Genomic DNA, 14,329 nt, shown 5'->3' with positions numbered 1-14,329 from the left:
CCGAAATCTCAATTCCCAAATCCGAAATCAAAGCATCACTTCCTTTTCGCTGCCAGCGGGTATGAGGCCGGTGTTCCGGATTTCTACCTGGAGTGTTTTGCCGGTTTTGGAGGGCTTTTGTATTTCTGGTTTATCATTCCAGCCCAATGTTTTAAGGGCAAATATAACACCCGTAGGTGTTTGATATAAACGCGACTCATAGGCGGCTTCCAGGCGTAGGCGCCCGCGTTTTAATACATCTGCATGTTTGCCGCTAACTTCATAAGCTTCAAACTGCTGCTTGCTGCTAAAGCCCAGGAAAAGGGCCATACCAGCTATGGTGGCAGTTTCGGGCTCACGATCCCACACCTTTTGTGTGGTTAGGGCCGGATCTTTTCCGCTGGTTGTTTTTTGTTCCATATGGAATGTACCATCAATGTACTTAAAGTACTTATCGATACGGTGGGCTAATATCGCCGCTGATTTTGAATAATAGGCATGTATTTTCATAGGTTAATGAATTAGTGAACAAAGATTTTTGGAGTAAGGACTCCTGGAACAAAGATTTTTGGAGCTAGGACTTTTGGAGCAAAGATTTTGAGAACAAGGGACAAGGTCAGTAAAATTAGGGCCGATGAAAATCTTCAATTTACATAGCAATATCTTTGCTCCTTGTTTCCTAAATCCTTGCTCGAAAAAAATATGAATTAAATTCCGAATGGAATAATCAATAGCAAATATCGGAAATAAAAATGTAAAATGCTAATTATTTTGGTATTTTAGTATAAGTGATTGGTTGTTAATCAGAAACGATTGCTGTTATCAGGGGCGAAACAAAACTTTTGTAACTATATAGGTGTTTATAAGTCTTAACGAAGGTAAATAGGGATTGTGAAAATAAAATTTAGCCAGGAGCTTTGTTTGATGCCGGTCACATTAGTTTATTAAACCAGGTTTCGGCTTATTATTTTTACTTTTGCACCTGATAACCATTTATCTACCCCTGGTACTATCATAATGCGTATACAAAAAATACTTGTTCTTACTTTTACTTTAGCAGTTTTCTTTTTCGGTAATGAAAAAGCACATGCACAGGATAAAAGATATATCCCGTTGGGGCATCCCAAGTATAAGGATACCTTAATGGTTGTTCATCCCGATACTACCTTTGATAAAGATATTTTTGATGTTATTAAATCTTTATTTGATAAAAACTACAAGCAAACTAAGGCCGACTCTGTTACCACCAAACCCGTGTTCTCCATTGTACCGGCAATAGGGTATACCCTGCAAACCAACCTGGCGGGTACTTTATCCGGCAATGTTATTTTTCGCACAGCTCCAAATACGCGTATATCTACCATTACCATCAATCCGGCTTACACGCAAAAAAAGCAGGTAATGATACCTTTACTATCAAACATCTGGACTAAGGACAATAATTTTGACTTTATTGGCGAGCTTAGATTTTACAAATATCCGCAGAGTACTTACGGCCTGGGGAGCCACTCTAATCTGGCCGATGAAAATCCGCTTGATTATTCGTTTTTTCGCTTCGCCGAAACCGTGCTGAAGCAGGTTTCCGGTAATTTTTACGCAGGCCTGGGTTATATTTTTGATGATCGGTGGAACATGTCTGAGCGGGGACAATTTAACGGCGAGGTTTCGGATTACAGGCGATACGGGCCCATTAACCGTTCTATTTCGACAGGTATCACCTTTAATGCCCTGTTTGATAGCCGCGATAACCCCATAAATCCTTCCCGCGGGTTTTACGCCTCGATGCAATACCGCGATAACTATTCGTTCCTGGGCAGTACAAGTCCGTGGCGCTCCTTAATTATCGATGTACGCAAGTATTACAAACTCCCGGCAGAGTCTGATAACGTATTGGCTTTTTGGTCGTACGATTGGCTGGTGATCAATGGGCGTCCAGCTTATCTCGATCTGCCGGCAACAGGTTATGATCCCAACAACACTACCGGCCGTGGCTATATCCAGGGGCGATTCAGGGGAGCGCAGATGGTTTACCTGGAGAGCGAGTATAGGTTTAAGATCACCCGTAACGGATTATTGGGAGGAGTGGCCTTTGTGAACGCGCAGTCATTCTCGGCAGCTCCCGGCTCCGGATTGCAAAGTATACAGCCTGGTTTTGGCCCTGGTTTGCGCATCAAACTCAATAAAGTATCCAAAACCAACATCGCCATCGATTATGGCTTCGGTCGCGAAGGATCCAGGGGCTTGTTCATTAATGTTGGCGAAGTATTTTAAAGATATTATTTTATAATTATCTTTTTTATAGATGCACTAATATCATATTTTTTGCGAGGTTAATAATAATGGCGATTAAATGTAAAAAAATGTTAAATTTTCACTTAAAGTCGTCAAATTGATAAAATTAAAACTATTTATCATTAAATTTAGCCATCTATTAGCCTATGAACAGTATTCGGTTTACTAAATGGTTATTCTCTGCTCTTTTGCTCATCCTGGTGACTATCTCGTCATGCCAGAAGGATGAGAATGTAAAGGGTATGGATTCCAATAAGTCAATCGCTGCTGCCGATAGCGCCTCAACCCTGAGTGTTAATACCCCTGGAAACTTTTTAGCAGGCAGTGGAACACTGAAGATCACCATTGAAGATTCTACTTACACTTTTGACGCGGCTAAAGACTCCGTAGCTTTTATCAATGTACATAGCGGCGACAGTAAGTATTTTGGTATCACGGCTATAAATAAAGCGCATACCATGAGCTTTGGTATCAGCTCTGCTGGTTTTGCTGCGGCTAATACAGTTAATAAAATAGCAGGCAGCCAGTTTCTTTTCAAAGTAGATGATAAAAGCCCTGTATTACAGTATACATTAACCAAATACGGAGGTAAGGATGATTTCGGAACTATCAGTATTGAAAAGTATAACAATGATAATCTGATTGCTAAAGGTACCTTCTTTACCTTTTTAGCTAAGGACGATAAAGCTAATTCCCCATTTTACAAAGTTGAAGGTAGTTTTGAACTCCAGCTTAAATAATTTAACTCCTCCATAATTCATCTCCTTATTTTTCAATAATCATTTAATAATTTTTATTGCGTAATTTAAAGGTAAAAAAGACTAACATATCGCACTTATACTTGCATCCCTGACCAAAATGTGGCCTATTTTTAGTACCTTTACGCAAATTTTAAGGAGATTAATGAAAGTATTTATAGCAGGGCTTCCTTTAGAAGTAGATGAGGCCGAATTAACAGCAGTTTTTGGTGATTTTGGGCCAGTTAAATCGCTCAGGATCATTAAGGATCGCGAAACAAAAGAGAGTAGGGGTTTTGGTTTTGTAGAGATGGTTAACGATAATGAGGCGAAAGAAGCCATAAGGTGCATGAATGGTGCAAGCTACTATGGTCGTCGTATTACTGTTAATGTTGCAGAAGACAAGGGGCCGGGCTTTAATGGTGGCGGTAACGCAGCCGGAAAAGGCGGGTTTAAACGTAATTAACCGATAAGCTAAAAGTTATTCTTTTTTGATAAAGCCGGATTTTCCGGCTTTTTTTGTTTGAAGGTTTATTATTTTTATAATAAACCCTTGCAATTAAAAAGCCTGAACCATGGATGAACTATGTATATTCACGGTATCCAATAAATGGTCGAGTCTTAAATTTAATTCGTTTAGTGGTATTTCACCACTTTCAAGCGCGGTAGTAAGTAGATTTAATTCTGCCGAAATATTTGGGGTTGCTATTCCCAGTTCAGTGGTAATATTATTTAATTGCTGCTGATTCTCTTCCAGCATGTTAATTTTGTATTCAGCAGCGGCAAGCAGATAAATCTTCTGTACCTCATTGGTGTACAGGTGATTGCTTACTTTACTTTCCTGTTGTTTGTTAAATACAACTAAAAGTATCGCAGCAATAATAGCGGTAATTACAAACATCATTACAGGTTCCATCTTTTTAGTTTTCTAATTGGGTTATTGTTGCTTCAAATGAGCAGCAATTATTAAAATAAATATATGAGTATTATATGTTACTTATTACTACAATGTTGATAAATCAGGGAAATGTTGATAAATATCCAATTTTTGCCTCTCAGTTAAAAAAATGAAACATGTTTTTGTGTTTTATGCCTACTTGATTAACTTATTTTTTTCGCGAATAAGATACCACACTTATATTTTTACAAGAATCTAAAGTCGTTTTTCATAACAATAAAATCTTAATCCGGGCCTGAAATCGAGCTCGATTTCGCCGGCATATATATAGCCCAGTTTAGGAAATAACTTTTGTGTGGCCTGGTTGCTGGCATTGGTGTCTACGCGTAATGTTTTAATCCCTCGGCGTTGTGCTTCGTTTTCGGCCTGCTGCAATAGCGCAGCCGCTATCCCCAATCCACGATATTGAGAGCTTACTGCAAGGCGATGCGTAACCACGGCTGCTTCGGTTATATCCCAGCCAACTTTGGTATATTCAGGCTCCTGGTCGGTTGTTATGGCGGTAATACCGGCAATTTGTCCTTCGGCCTCGGCTACCCAAAGCTGGGTTTTGTTAATATCATCTGTGAATACGGCAACATTAGGGTAGTTATTGTCCCATTGAAGGTTACCGGAAGCAATCATGGCGGGTACAACTTCGGCAATAAGTTCCATGATCTGAGGGATGTCTTGTAGCGTAGCGAGGCGGATCAGCATAAAATGTTTACGATGTAATTGGCCGCCAAATTATAAAAATAGAATTTTAGATCACTCAATTTTAGTTAATATATACCTGCAATTGGCCAGTTTTTAATTATATGCGAGGGACAGTTATTGATAGTGAGGGAGTTAAATTCCGGCTATTTATAAGGTTTGCGTTGCCTGGTTTTTAACTGTACAACAATTATCCATATCATCAGCAACACTATGCTATAAAATGCGATGTTCTGTAGCTTATTGCCAACACTAAATGCGCAATCGATGGAATGTAGGGCTTTAGCCAGCATGTCAATTGTAGTGTGTTAAGATCGGTTAGGTTTTATTTATTTGTTATACAGTATTTTACAGTTTCAAAAATAGTAATTTTATACTTCAAAACGCGCAGGATTTTATGTTGATGCTAATATATTGATATAAAGCTGCGACAGTTGAACACATGATATCGCTCATTGTTTATATATTTACTATCGAACGGCAAAATAATTCCTTTAAATACATAAACCATGACCCTTGTTGAATTTTTAAAATGGCTTAAACGTGAGTCGGAGGGGTTAGAGCAATTGACCATACGTAATTATTACACCCATTTGGAGCAGCTGTTTAAAATAATAGCGTATGACGGTGCCCGCCTGGATAATAAACATGCGCTTATGATTACAACATACCTGCAATATATTGCCAACACTAAACGCGATGAATTTAGAAATGATTTGTCCAAGGCAAACCTGGCAGAGGTTCTTGAAAATATAAAAACAGATTTAGATTGCATGATCTTCCGGATTGAGCAGGGAAACAAGCCACTTATTTAATAGTGTAGTATAAAACATCATAAGCGCGGGGTTTACACTCACAGGCTTATGATGTTAAACATTAATGATTGTGCTTTTTATGAATATCTTTCACCAGGCAAAGTTTTTTAATGTCGGCTATTTTGATGATAAACGGAGCGTATTTGAGCCGGTTGCCAATCATTTCTGTAGTGTTATCTGAATGGGCAACTACTTCTTCTGCGCTATCGCCGGCCAGCAGTCTTTTGTACATGCGGTATTCGCCCCATTCAATATAGTATACCTCGCCCGGAAGTATCTTTTTATCATGTATCACCTTAAGCGCTACCCAGCAGCCGTTTTCCAGATAGGGGTACATAGAGTGGCCCCAAACGGGTAAAGCAAAGTCGCAATCCTCAATTCCCGGAAAATTCATGCGGCCAACCGGCATGGAATCATTAATATCATTATAAACCTCAACCCCTGATGCGGTAGCCGAGATCTCATACATAGGGATGCCGTCTTCTGTTTTTTTCTCTGTATTTTTTTCTTGAATAACACCTGCTTTTGAACCCGTGATGAATTCGCTGTATGTTTCTTTAAATATTCTGAGTTTTTCTGGATCGATGTTCTGGCGGCTTTTTATAATCTCGGTAATGGAGCTTGGCGAATTAAACCCAAGAACTTCGGATAATTGGGCATTTCCTATAAATGCTTTTCCCTTAAGTTGATTATAAAGTATAATAAACTCCAGTGTTTCCGGGCGTATGGTTTTGATTTTGCTGGCTTTTGGGGTCTCGTCCATGTTGATAACTTTTTAAAGATATTTCTTTATTTAAATAAAGATTATTCTGTATATTTGTTCTGTTGATTCTACTAAAGTACGGCAATTTTTTACAATTGCAAACATATTTAGTAAAGAAATTAAAGAATTTTTATTACAGAAAAATTCAATTATCGAAATCAACTTTCAAGAATACCAGAATTGTAAACAAATTTACCATGTATATAGCCTACTCCGCCATTCAAAAACAAGATGATCAGCAACAGCAAAATTCCACCGTTCCCCCCAATCATGAACGTGTTATACGCTACCAGGCGTATATCGAAACTTGCGCAAAGTATAGTAATGAAATAGCTGCTATACAAAAGTATATCCCCGGCTGGACACCCGCTTTCCGATAGCTCATCGCCCAACACAATACACCTTATTCAGTAAACAAAAAAACAATACAATGATAAAAATCGCACAGAAACTAAAAGATCAATTATGGTGGCTTATTATATCAGTGGACTATAATTACAGCCGGATAGCCATTGCCGACCATGATTTAAATGATGATACGCTTACCCTTTGGCTGGAAGATAAGCAGGACTACAAAAACTCACTCGATGAGTGCCTGCAGGTAGATATTAGGGCACGTGAATTTGCCAAAATAATCAAAAGCGAAGGGCTGAACAGCTATGAGGGCAGTAAAATGCACCCAACTAAAAACTTTGTATACCAGGCGCGTATTGAAATAAACACCCCGCTTAAATGGTATCAGAACGATGCTGCCGTTATTGAGCAGCAATGGGCCCGCGAAGCTGTGTTAAAAACGATACTAACCCAGCTTGTTGAAACCGAAGCTGCCCGTATTTATGATTAAGCTCGTTTTTATGTATTTTATTATGCCAAATAGCATATTTTACATAGTAAAAAGAAGCGTCTTAGCGAAGGAAATAACCTTATCTAAGGCGCTTTTTGGTTTAAATATAATGTGTGAAATTACAGAGGTTGATATCGCCCTGCAGCGATCGGTTATTTTACCCTTACCTGTTGTTTCTCTTCTTTTTCCACCTCTACTAATTCCTCAACCTCACTGATGGCCTCGGCTGGCTGGCTGGCGTAGTTCAACTTGCGGAAACGCCATTGAGCGAAAGCCGGTTCCTGGAAACGGTTAATCAGCTTAAAAAATTTGGGAAAATTGTGTACCTCATCTAATAATACGCCGGTTACTATACCATTATTATCCAATATTTCGCGGATGGTATATTCCTTGTCCTTGGTTATCCAGATCTCAAAATCCCTTCTTATTTCTTCGCTTTTCTCAGGATCTATCCTATCATTTACGCAAATTACCTTGTCTCCTGGTTTCATGATCGTATATGCTATTTGAGTTGCGTTTTATTTTACACGCAGCCATAATACACGACAAAGTACCGCTTTTTAAACCGCAATTGAAAAATATCACGAATAAATTATGCAATGGTTAAGTAAAGATTAAACCACGGTTTTTACATGTGGTTAAAGAAAAGGTAACCTATTGATTAAAAATGTCGTAATAACAGGTGATATATAAATGTATTGATGTGATGAGTTTTTTTTATTTTTTTCTGATCGTAGGCTCGCTGGTGGTTTATCTTATTTTAAAATTTGATAAACAGCAACGCCATAAGCAAAAAATGCTGCTAAAAAAAATCAGTGATGTGGAGCCGCTGCTGCTCATGGAAAGTTTAAAGCAAAAGGTTAACCGCTTGAATGAGGTGATAACCCGGCATTCGGCCAAAAGTGAAATGGGCGATCAACTCAAAAAAATAACTGCCGATTATAATCGTGGGCAAATAAGCATGCAAGCCTATAATAATGAGCTTAATGAATTGCTGAAAAGGATGGAGTAGCGATGATTATTTATAGGATGCCTGAGCATTGGCGTGGGCGGTGATATCAAAAAGTAAATAAATATTTGCCAAATAAACAAATTGTTTATTATTGCAGTTGCATATGTCTGACGAAGCAATAATAAAACGGTTAAAAGTGATTGTAAAGGAGCATGGCGGGCAGCTGGCCCTTGCAGGTGCCATAGGGGTTGACCAGGGTTTTATCAGTAAAGTGATCAATCAAAAGCAGGATATCAGCTATTATTTGATCCGTAAGCTTTGCTTTCAACTAAAATATTCGCCAGAGTGGCTTATTTTAGGTACCGGCGAAAAAAAGATAGACAAGCCCGAATCGGCTAAACTGATTACCGAGATCCAGATGATGCGCACCGAAGTAGATATTTTACATGCCCGTATGCGTGCCTACGAAATGGAGATCAAAGAACTGCGCGATCATTTACAGGTGGATAAAAAAGCCGGATAGTTTTACAGTTAAAAAATTGAAATAATAAAAAGGCCATCCTTGTAAGGGATGGCCTTTTTATTTTATTGCGAGGTTTTTACCGGCAATAGCGGCTAGCTATGATAGTTGCCTTTTTTAAACCCAGTTCAACGGCTTTGTTAAAATTGGTACAGGCTTCTGCTTTTTGGTTTAGGGCTATTTTGGTGAGTGCCATTTGTAAATAGGCGCCCGCATATTTAGTGTTTAGGGTTATAGCGGTAACGCAATCACTAAGCGCGCCTTGCGCGTCACCAAGGTCAAGTTTTAACTCGGCCAGATCGGTATATACGTAGGCGCCGTCGCCAAATTTTAAGGCGTTGTCAAAATCCTCGGTTGAGCCTTGCTCATCGCCCTGTTTACTTTTGGCAATACTGCTATGGGCATAGGCTTTGGCATTATTGTTATTGATATAAGTAGCGTTATGATAATCATCTGCCGCCCCGGCATAATCTTTCAAGGCTAGTTTAACATCGCCTCTGAACAGAAAAGTTTCGTCATTAGAGTAAATGGCCACCGCTTTATCCAGATCGGCGAGGGCTGCCTTATAGTTTTTTAACCTGAACTGGATATGCCCGCGGTTTTGATATACCACTGCCGAAGAATCAGAAATGGAATCAATTTTTATAGCCGCGCTAAAATCGGCCAGTGCGCCACTGTTATCCAGGAGGTCGGCACGGTTAAGGCCGCGTTTTAACAGTATAGAAATGTTTTTAGGGTTTTTAACAATTCCGGCGTCATAATCGGCCATGGCGCCTTGCATGTCGCCTGCGGCAGCCTTCGCTTCGCCCCTGAAAAGATAAAAATTGGAGTTTGCTGGGTTTAAGCTAATGGCTGTTGTAAACAACGACACACCTTTTGTAGTGTATTTGAAAAAATCGGTCACCCGGCCCAGGCGTGTATAAACGTCCTGGCGCTGCGGCGAAATGGATAAAAGTTTTTCAAAATCTTTTACAGCTCCGGCATGGTCATTAGTCTTATCTTTTTCGATGCCCCGGTTTAAATAGGCATAGGTATAATTGGGGTTTACCTGTATGGCCGTAGTATAATCACGTATAGCAGCCTGCCTGTTGCCCAGGTTACGATAGGCATCGCCACGCACCAGGTATGCCTCATCGCTTTTGTTATTGATATTGATAGCCTGTGTAAGATCGGCTATTACACCGGCAGTATCTTTTAAAGCCATTTTTGCCTTGCTGCGGCTTATATAAGCCTTTAAACTTTGCGGGTTTAACAATATGGCGCTATCCGCATCTGATTTGGCGCCCTCACCATCATTAAGCTCCAGTTTAACGGCAGAGCGGTTTTGGTAAGCATCCGGATTTTTAGGATCGAGTGCTATAGCATGGTCCAGATCGTCCATAGCACCGTTGTAATCCTTCAGGTTGCTTTTTACCAGTCCCCGGTATAAATATACATCGGCCCTGTTGGGGTATTGAGTAACGGCTTTATTAAAGTAATCAAGCGCCCCTTTGCTGTCGCCCATGTTATTTTCGGCATTGGCCATGTAAAAGAACAGGTTTTTGAGATTAGGATTCAGTGCCGCTGCTTTTTTATAATCGTCAACCGCGCCTTTATAATCGCCAAGGTTTCCTTTGGTGTTTGCCCGGTAAAGGTAAGCTTCAGCATTTTGAGGGTTAACAGTTAAGGCTGTAGTATAATCGGCCACAGCCCCGTTATAGTCATTGATGCTTGCCTTGGTGTCTGCCCGGTATCTGTATAAGTCGCCTTTTTGCGGGTTTAGTTTTATAGCCGTAGTATAATCACTAATGGCGCCGGTAAAATCACCTTTGTTGTTTTTGGCCAGGCCCCGGTATTCATATAGCTCGGCATTATTGGGATTAAGTTTTAAGGCAAAAGAAAAATCGGCAATGGCACCCGCGTAATCCTGCAGATTTGATTTGGCACTGCCACGGTACTGGAACATTTTCGCGTTCTGCGGTTCAAGCGCGATGGCTTTATTAAAATCATCAATAGCATTGTGGTAACTGCCTAAGTTGCTTTCGGCATTGGCCTTGTAATAATACGCTGTAGCGAAATTTGGTCTTAGGCTTATGGTTTTAGTATAATCGGCAATGGCGGCCTCATAATTTTTAAGGTTACCATAAGCATTTGCACGGTAAAAATAAGCCTCATTGTTACCATCGTTCAATTGTATGGCTTTGGTAAATTCCTGTACGGCGGCATTGTAATCTTTTGCATTGGCCCGGGCATTGCCATTTTGTATATAGGTATTTGCCGTTTGGGCAAATGCGCCAAAAGGGAACAGGATAAGGAGTAAAAGTTTTTTCATTGATGAATACCGGTTTTCAAGTTTCAGTAAAACTAATACAGCACACAACAAAGGCCATACCGAAAATAAAAACGCTTAAAATAGAGTTTTAAAAACGGTTTATAACATTGAGTTAAGCGTATTTGGGGTATAAAAACCCCAGAATTAATTTTTGAGACAATATTCGACAGGAGTAATTAACCTATAGGTAAGCAGGGTGGAGCTTAGAAGTAGGATGCTTCGTTTGTTTTGTCTGCGTGGTTTTGGACGCGTCTTTTATTATAAAAGATAAATGCCGTGCAAATGAGAATACAGGAAATAGCAAAAATTTCAATAATAAAATGAATAAGGGGGATATGGCCCGGAGTATTGGAGATCAAAATACCTGCATCTGGCAGGAGTAATCCAAATAATGGAAAACAAAAGAACATTCTTAATATTATTAATTTCTCCATAATTATTAACATTTAGTATGATAATGCTAAGGTACGCATTAAATCATTATTATTTAAATAAAAAAACAAACTAATTCGTACTACAATCCAGATAAAAAAAAGTTTTCAAATTTTTTAAAAAAGTTTTTAGAGTATGAAAAGGGAGTGAATAAGGGGAGGAAAAATATTTTCAAATTTATTTTTAAATGAATGAATGTTCATTTATATTTGTAATGAAAATATGAGACCACGCGACGAAAATAAGGAACAGCTAATACGCCAAAAAGCCATTGAGATCATAGTAGCTCATGGAATTGATGGTTTTAGTGTACACAAACTGGCAAAGGCTGCGGGTGTATCACCGGCTACTATCTACATTTATTACAAGGATAAAGATGATCTGATCATTAGGCTTTGTATTGATGTGGCCGGTAAAATGATGGATTTTAGTTTTAAAGATTTTTCGCCGGAAATGGATTTTGCCGATGGCCTTAAAATACAATGGACAAACAGGATGGATTACTTTGTAAAGTTTCCGGCCGAAATGGAGTTTATTGAAATAATGCGGTACACGCATTATTACCAGGAGGTAAGCAAGGCGCTTACTACCAATTTTGGGGCGATTTTAGGACCATTTATGGAAAACTCCATCAAAAAAAAGCAATTGATACCATTGCCATTTGAGGTATACTGGTCCATAGCATTTGCGCCATTATACCAGCTGGTAAAATACCATCACCAGGGTAATAGCTACGTTAATAATAAATTTGAACTTACGGAAGCTTTACTTATGCAAACCCTTCAATTGGTATTAAAGGCGCTAAAACCTTAAAAAATTTAGCTATATAAATAAATGAACATTCACTTATAATTTTAATAACCATGAAACTAAATCATATAAACCTGCCCGTAACCGATGTAGCCGCCTGCATCAGCTTTTTTGAGCAGTATTTTAATTTTAAATGTGTTGAAGTAAAGGGCGATAACCTGTTAGCCGTTTTACAGGGCGCGGATGGCTTTACTTTGGTACTAATGGCCAATAGCTTTAACCGCAATGGTAACACCGCTTATCCCGACGCCTTCCATATCGGATTTTTTGTTGACGATAGGGATCAGGTAACAAATATATATAACCGGCTGATTGCCGGTGGATATGCTACGGAGCATCCGCCCGGTAGTTTACGTGGCAGCTTTGGTTTTTACTTTAACGCGCCCGGAAATTTGCTTACAGAAGTTACCTGCCACGTGTAACAATTAATCGAAAGTTAAATCAAAAATTTAAATTGTTTCATCTTATGGTAGAAGCATCGGCTTATAAAGCACCCCACCATGTTATGCTGTTTTTTCAGGAGAAAGAAATTGCAAACACACAGCACGCTTTTGTAAATTAACGTATTAACTATTATGAAAACCTTAAAAATATGGGTAAAGTATTATTAAGTGGTAATTTTTGGAACCAGGCCCGTAATTTTATTATTGTGTATGTATCGTCAGATACGGAACTGGAGCAAATTATAGATAACGACCCGGCCGTACGCAATAATGTGTTTGAATTGGTAAGGGCCATGCCTTTTTGATGCTGATTAAGCCGTATCATTTTTAATGATATTTTAAATAAATCGATTTATATTCAAAATAATGAATATTTGGACTGCTTACGTGTAATAATAATGCCAAAATGGAAATATTTACGCAAGTTTTATTCGTAAATAATTAAAATATTTCGATAAAACGATGTAAAATTAACCTGTTTGAAATATTATTTTACTTTTTAAGCAAAATAATTTGCATCGTATTCCCAAAAGGTGTAGATTAGGGATATCAAATTATTAGTTATGGAGGAAATAGCGATTTTTAGAATATTCTCGAGTTTCCCGCTGCTGGGATTACTTATTCCGGATCTTTCATCACTATTTATATTCCCGGTGAAGCGGATCTCCCCAACCCATCTGTATGTAGAGGGCTTTTTATTATTAACTGTTGCCATTTGCACAATAGGTATCTGGTACCATCAAAGGCAGGAGCGGAGTAGTAACAATGTACAGGTATCGCAGGAGTCTGATCCCGTTTTAGGGATAAATTAAATTTGCATAGCTGGTGCTATAAAAATATAAGCCAATTATAAACCTATATTATTTGATACCCTTATGCCCGGTATATTTAAGCCGGGCTTTATTTTTTGTTGCCACGGTTAAATGAGGTAATATTTGTACTTATAGTAATGAATTAAGGTTTTTTTATATTTTTACTGTAATGAACCTTGATCAATTTAACCCTTGCACCGTTGGCTTTATGCGCCTTAACAGGAACCCGTTTAAAGCTGCGCCTTATTTAAAAACAGTGTTAATTTTAATGTTTACCTGCTTTTTCGGGAAGGTTATGGGGCAGCACCGATCGCACGAAGCGTTAACCTGGGGCGGCGGCAGTGGTAGCGGCGGTGGCAATAATTTTGAATCGGGCTATGCTGTTACGTTTGGTGCCGGTATTGACGCCCCTCTGAATTATTTCAAGGATATTTATAAACCCTCCGCGGCATTTAATTTAGGGGTGGCACGTTTTATGGATAAATTTACCATAAGCCTTAACGTGGGCTATCATAATTATCAGCCTAAAGACGCTTTTAATCCCGAAAAAATAACCATCGAAATTGCGAACGAGCAAGATAATGGCACCCCGGACCAGGGCCCAATTACTGTTTTTTCCAACTACAGGGTATTCTCGGGTTATGCAAGTGTTGTTTATAACGTTGATATAGCCGATGGAGCAAGATTGTATGGCGGCGCTAACCTGGGTGGCTATTATACCGATTACTCCTACCTGATTTTTGACCCCAATAGCGATCAGGGAGGTAGCGTAGTGACTCCCGAGCGTAAGAATTTTTATGTAGCTCCCCGTTTGGGCTTGATCTTTGGCATTAGCGATCACATTGGTGTAAGTGTGGAATCGACCTATAATTTTTATGCCCCGCTAAAAAAAGCGAACAACAGTGGTGGTACATTTTATACCTCGGTTACCGGCTTAGCTTCGCTTGTTTATAAATTTTAAATACAGC

General features: G+C 39.1%; 19 protein-coding genes. 13 read left to right on the top strand and 6 right to left on the bottom strand.

Translation table 11 applies throughout. The features are described 5' to 3' along the window. Nucleotides 1–27: 27 nt before the first annotated feature. Complete coding sequence (locus tag ACTJKG_RS27460) at nt 28–489, bottom strand: terminase small subunit (RefSeq protein ID WP_440740996.1); 462 nt, start codon at nt 487–489, stop codon at nt 28–30. Between the two features lie 507 nt (nt 490–996). Between ACTJKG_RS27460 and ACTJKG_RS27455 the strand changes: the two genes are divergently transcribed. From ACTJKG_RS27455 to ACTJKG_RS27445, 3 genes are all read left to right on the top strand, one after another. Further along, on the top strand, nt 997–2,250 hold the full coding sequence (locus tag ACTJKG_RS27455; protein ID WP_440740995.1) for a BamA/TamA family outer membrane protein: 1,254 nt from the start codon (nt 997–999) through the stop codon (nt 2,248–2,250). A 167-nt stretch (nt 2,251–2,417) separates the two neighbouring features. After that, nucleotides 2,418–3,011 carry a hypothetical protein gene (locus tag ACTJKG_RS27450; protein WP_172336625.1) on the top strand — a complete coding sequence of 198 codons (594 nt, stop codon included), beginning with the start codon at nt 2,418–2,420 and terminating at the stop codon, nt 3,009–3,011. Nucleotides 3,012–3,174: 163 nt separating this feature from the next. Next, nucleotides 3,175–3,474 (top strand): RNA recognition motif domain-containing protein, encoded by a 300-nt coding sequence (locus ACTJKG_RS27445; protein WP_172336626.1) that lies wholly within the window; start codon nt 3,175–3,177, stop codon nt 3,472–3,474. Between the two features lie 93 nt (nt 3,475–3,567). Here the strand turns inward: ACTJKG_RS27445 and ACTJKG_RS27440 are convergent, their stop codons facing one another. Next, complete coding sequence (locus ACTJKG_RS27440; protein WP_172336627.1) at nt 3,568–3,924, bottom strand: DUF2489 domain-containing protein; 357 nt, start codon at nt 3,922–3,924, stop codon at nt 3,568–3,570. A 237-nt stretch (nt 3,925–4,161) separates the two neighbouring features. After that, on the bottom strand, nt 4,162–4,662 hold the full coding sequence (locus ACTJKG_RS27435; RefSeq protein ID WP_440740994.1) for a GNAT family N-acetyltransferase: 501 nt from the start codon (nt 4,660–4,662) through the stop codon (nt 4,162–4,164). 506 nt (nt 4,663–5,168) lie between these two features. Here ACTJKG_RS27435 and ACTJKG_RS27430 point away from each other — a divergent pair. Then, on the top strand, nt 5,169–5,474 hold the full coding sequence (locus tag ACTJKG_RS27430) for a hypothetical protein (protein WP_172336629.1): 306 nt from the start codon (nt 5,169–5,171) through the stop codon (nt 5,472–5,474). A 61-nt stretch (nt 5,475–5,535) separates the two neighbouring features. Here the strand turns inward: ACTJKG_RS27430 and ACTJKG_RS27425 are convergent, their stop codons facing one another. Beyond that, nucleotides 5,536–6,237: a S24 family peptidase gene (locus tag ACTJKG_RS27425; RefSeq protein ID WP_172336630.1), complete on the bottom strand. Its 702-nt coding sequence runs from the start codon at nt 6,235–6,237 to the stop codon at nt 5,536–5,538. A gap of 197 nt (nt 6,238–6,434) precedes the next feature. Between ACTJKG_RS27425 and ACTJKG_RS27420 the strand changes: the two genes are divergently transcribed. After that, nucleotides 6,435–6,617, top strand: a complete 183-nt coding sequence (locus ACTJKG_RS27420; RefSeq protein WP_172336631.1) for a hypothetical protein — start codon at nt 6,435–6,437, stop codon at nt 6,615–6,617. A gap of 50 nt (nt 6,618–6,667) precedes the next feature. Further along, complete coding sequence (locus tag ACTJKG_RS27415; protein ID WP_172336632.1) at nt 6,668–7,081, top strand: hypothetical protein; 414 nt, start codon at nt 6,668–6,670, stop codon at nt 7,079–7,081. A 152-nt stretch (nt 7,082–7,233) separates the two neighbouring features. On the opposite strand, the gene ACTJKG_RS27410 is transcribed toward ACTJKG_RS27415, so the two are convergent. Beyond that, nucleotides 7,234–7,572, bottom strand: coding sequence for a hypothetical protein (locus tag ACTJKG_RS27410; protein ID WP_172336633.1), 339 nt, complete (start codon nt 7,570–7,572; stop codon nt 7,234–7,236). A gap of 215 nt (nt 7,573–7,787) precedes the next feature. Here ACTJKG_RS27410 and ACTJKG_RS27405 point away from each other — a divergent pair, with 215 nt between their 5' ends. Then, a complete protein-coding gene (locus ACTJKG_RS27405) occupies nt 7,788–8,093 on the top strand; it encodes a hypothetical protein (protein ID WP_172336634.1) in 306 nt (101 codons plus the stop codon). Nucleotides 8,094–8,196: 103 nt separating this feature from the next. Then, on the top strand, nt 8,197–8,556 hold the full coding sequence (locus ACTJKG_RS27400; protein ID WP_172336635.1) for a helix-turn-helix domain-containing protein: 360 nt from the start codon (nt 8,197–8,199) through the stop codon (nt 8,554–8,556). Between the two features lie 76 nt (nt 8,557–8,632). Here ACTJKG_RS27400 and ACTJKG_RS27395 read toward each other — a convergent pair whose 3' ends face one another. Then, entirely contained in the window at nt 8,633–10,864 is a 2,232-nt protein-coding gene (locus ACTJKG_RS27395; RefSeq protein WP_172336636.1) for a tetratricopeptide repeat protein, read from the bottom strand. A 654-nt stretch (nt 10,865–11,518) separates the two neighbouring features. Between ACTJKG_RS27395 and ACTJKG_RS27390 the strand changes: the two genes are divergently transcribed. The 5 genes from ACTJKG_RS27390 to ACTJKG_RS27370 all read left to right on the top strand — a co-directional run bounded on the left by ACTJKG_RS27390 (nt 11,519) and on the right by ACTJKG_RS27370 (nt 14,322). Continuing rightward, nucleotides 11,519–12,109: a TetR/AcrR family transcriptional regulator gene (locus ACTJKG_RS27390; RefSeq protein ID WP_172336637.1), complete on the top strand. Its 591-nt coding sequence runs from the start codon at nt 11,519–11,521 to the stop codon at nt 12,107–12,109. Between the two features lie 50 nt (nt 12,110–12,159). After that, a complete protein-coding gene (locus tag ACTJKG_RS27385; protein WP_172336638.1) occupies nt 12,160–12,528 on the top strand; it encodes a VOC family protein in 369 nt (122 codons plus the stop codon). A 143-nt stretch (nt 12,529–12,671) separates the two neighbouring features. Next, the gene (locus ACTJKG_RS27380; RefSeq protein WP_440741006.1) at nt 12,672–12,854 is read left to right on the top strand and encodes a YciI family protein; all 183 of its coding nucleotides are present in this window, start codon (nt 12,672–12,674) and stop codon (nt 12,852–12,854) included. 258 nt (nt 12,855–13,112) lie between these two features. Continuing rightward, on the top strand, nt 13,113–13,361 hold the full coding sequence (locus ACTJKG_RS27375) for a hypothetical protein (RefSeq protein ID WP_172336640.1): 249 nt from the start codon (nt 13,113–13,115) through the stop codon (nt 13,359–13,361). A gap of 268 nt (nt 13,362–13,629) precedes the next feature. Beyond that, nucleotides 13,630–14,322, top strand: coding sequence for a hypothetical protein (locus ACTJKG_RS27370; RefSeq protein WP_440740993.1), 693 nt, complete (start codon nt 13,630–13,632; stop codon nt 14,320–14,322). Nucleotides 14,323–14,329 lie beyond the last annotated feature (7 nt).

Source organism: Mucilaginibacter sp. 22184, assembly GCF_052045695.1.
GTDB lineage: Bacteria > Bacteroidota > Bacteroidia > Sphingobacteriales > Sphingobacteriaceae > Mucilaginibacter.
Note: the sequence above shows the minus strand (reverse complement) of the source record. Positions and strands in the feature narration are given on the sequence as shown.

Bases quoted from the DNA above. Each gene is read 5' to 3' on its own strand.
- ACTJKG_RS27460 (WP_440740996.1), bottom strand. From the start codon at position 489: ATGAAAATACATGCCTATTATTCAAAATCAGCGGCGATATTAGCCCAC.
- ACTJKG_RS27455 (WP_440740995.1), top strand. From the start codon at position 997: ATGCGTATACAAAAAATACTTGTTCTTACTTTTACTTTAGCAGTTTTC.
- ACTJKG_RS27450 (WP_172336625.1), top strand. From the start codon at position 2,418: ATGAACAGTATTCGGTTTACTAAATGGTTATTCTCTGCTCTTTTGCTC.
- ACTJKG_RS27445 (WP_172336626.1), top strand. From the start codon at position 3,175: ATGAAAGTATTTATAGCAGGGCTTCCTTTAGAAGTAGATGAGGCCGAA.
- ACTJKG_RS27440 (WP_172336627.1), bottom strand. From the start codon at position 3,924: ATGGAACCTGTAATGATGTTTGTAATTACCGCTATTATTGCTGCGATA.
- ACTJKG_RS27435 (WP_440740994.1), bottom strand. From the start codon at position 4,662: ATGCTGATCCGCCTCGCTACGCTACAAGACATCCCTCAGATCATGGAA.
- ACTJKG_RS27430 (WP_172336629.1), top strand. From the start codon at position 5,169: ATGACCCTTGTTGAATTTTTAAAATGGCTTAAACGTGAGTCGGAGGGG.
- ACTJKG_RS27425 (WP_172336630.1), bottom strand. From the start codon at position 6,237: ATGGACGAGACCCCAAAAGCCAGCAAAATCAAAACCATACGCCCGGAA.
- ACTJKG_RS27420 (WP_172336631.1), top strand. From the start codon at position 6,435: ATGTATATAGCCTACTCCGCCATTCAAAAACAAGATGATCAGCAACAG.
- ACTJKG_RS27415 (WP_172336632.1), top strand. From the start codon at position 6,668: ATGATAAAAATCGCACAGAAACTAAAAGATCAATTATGGTGGCTTATT.
- ACTJKG_RS27410 (WP_172336633.1), bottom strand. From the start codon at position 7,572: ATGAAACCAGGAGACAAGGTAATTTGCGTAAATGATAGGATAGATCCT.
- ACTJKG_RS27405 (WP_172336634.1), top strand. From the start codon at position 7,788: ATGAGTTTTTTTTATTTTTTTCTGATCGTAGGCTCGCTGGTGGTTTAT.
- ACTJKG_RS27400 (WP_172336635.1), top strand. From the start codon at position 8,197: ATGTCTGACGAAGCAATAATAAAACGGTTAAAAGTGATTGTAAAGGAG.
- ACTJKG_RS27395 (WP_172336636.1), bottom strand. From the start codon at position 10,864: ATGAAAAAACTTTTACTCCTTATCCTGTTCCCTTTTGGCGCATTTGCC.
- ACTJKG_RS27390 (WP_172336637.1), top strand. From the start codon at position 11,519: ATGAGACCACGCGACGAAAATAAGGAACAGCTAATACGCCAAAAAGCC.
- ACTJKG_RS27385 (WP_172336638.1), top strand. From the start codon at position 12,160: ATGAAACTAAATCATATAAACCTGCCCGTAACCGATGTAGCCGCCTGC.
- ACTJKG_RS27375 (WP_172336640.1), top strand. From the start codon at position 13,113: ATGGAGGAAATAGCGATTTTTAGAATATTCTCGAGTTTCCCGCTGCTG.
- ACTJKG_RS27370 (WP_440740993.1), top strand. From the start codon at position 13,630: ATGTTTACCTGCTTTTTCGGGAAGGTTATGGGGCAGCACCGATCGCAC.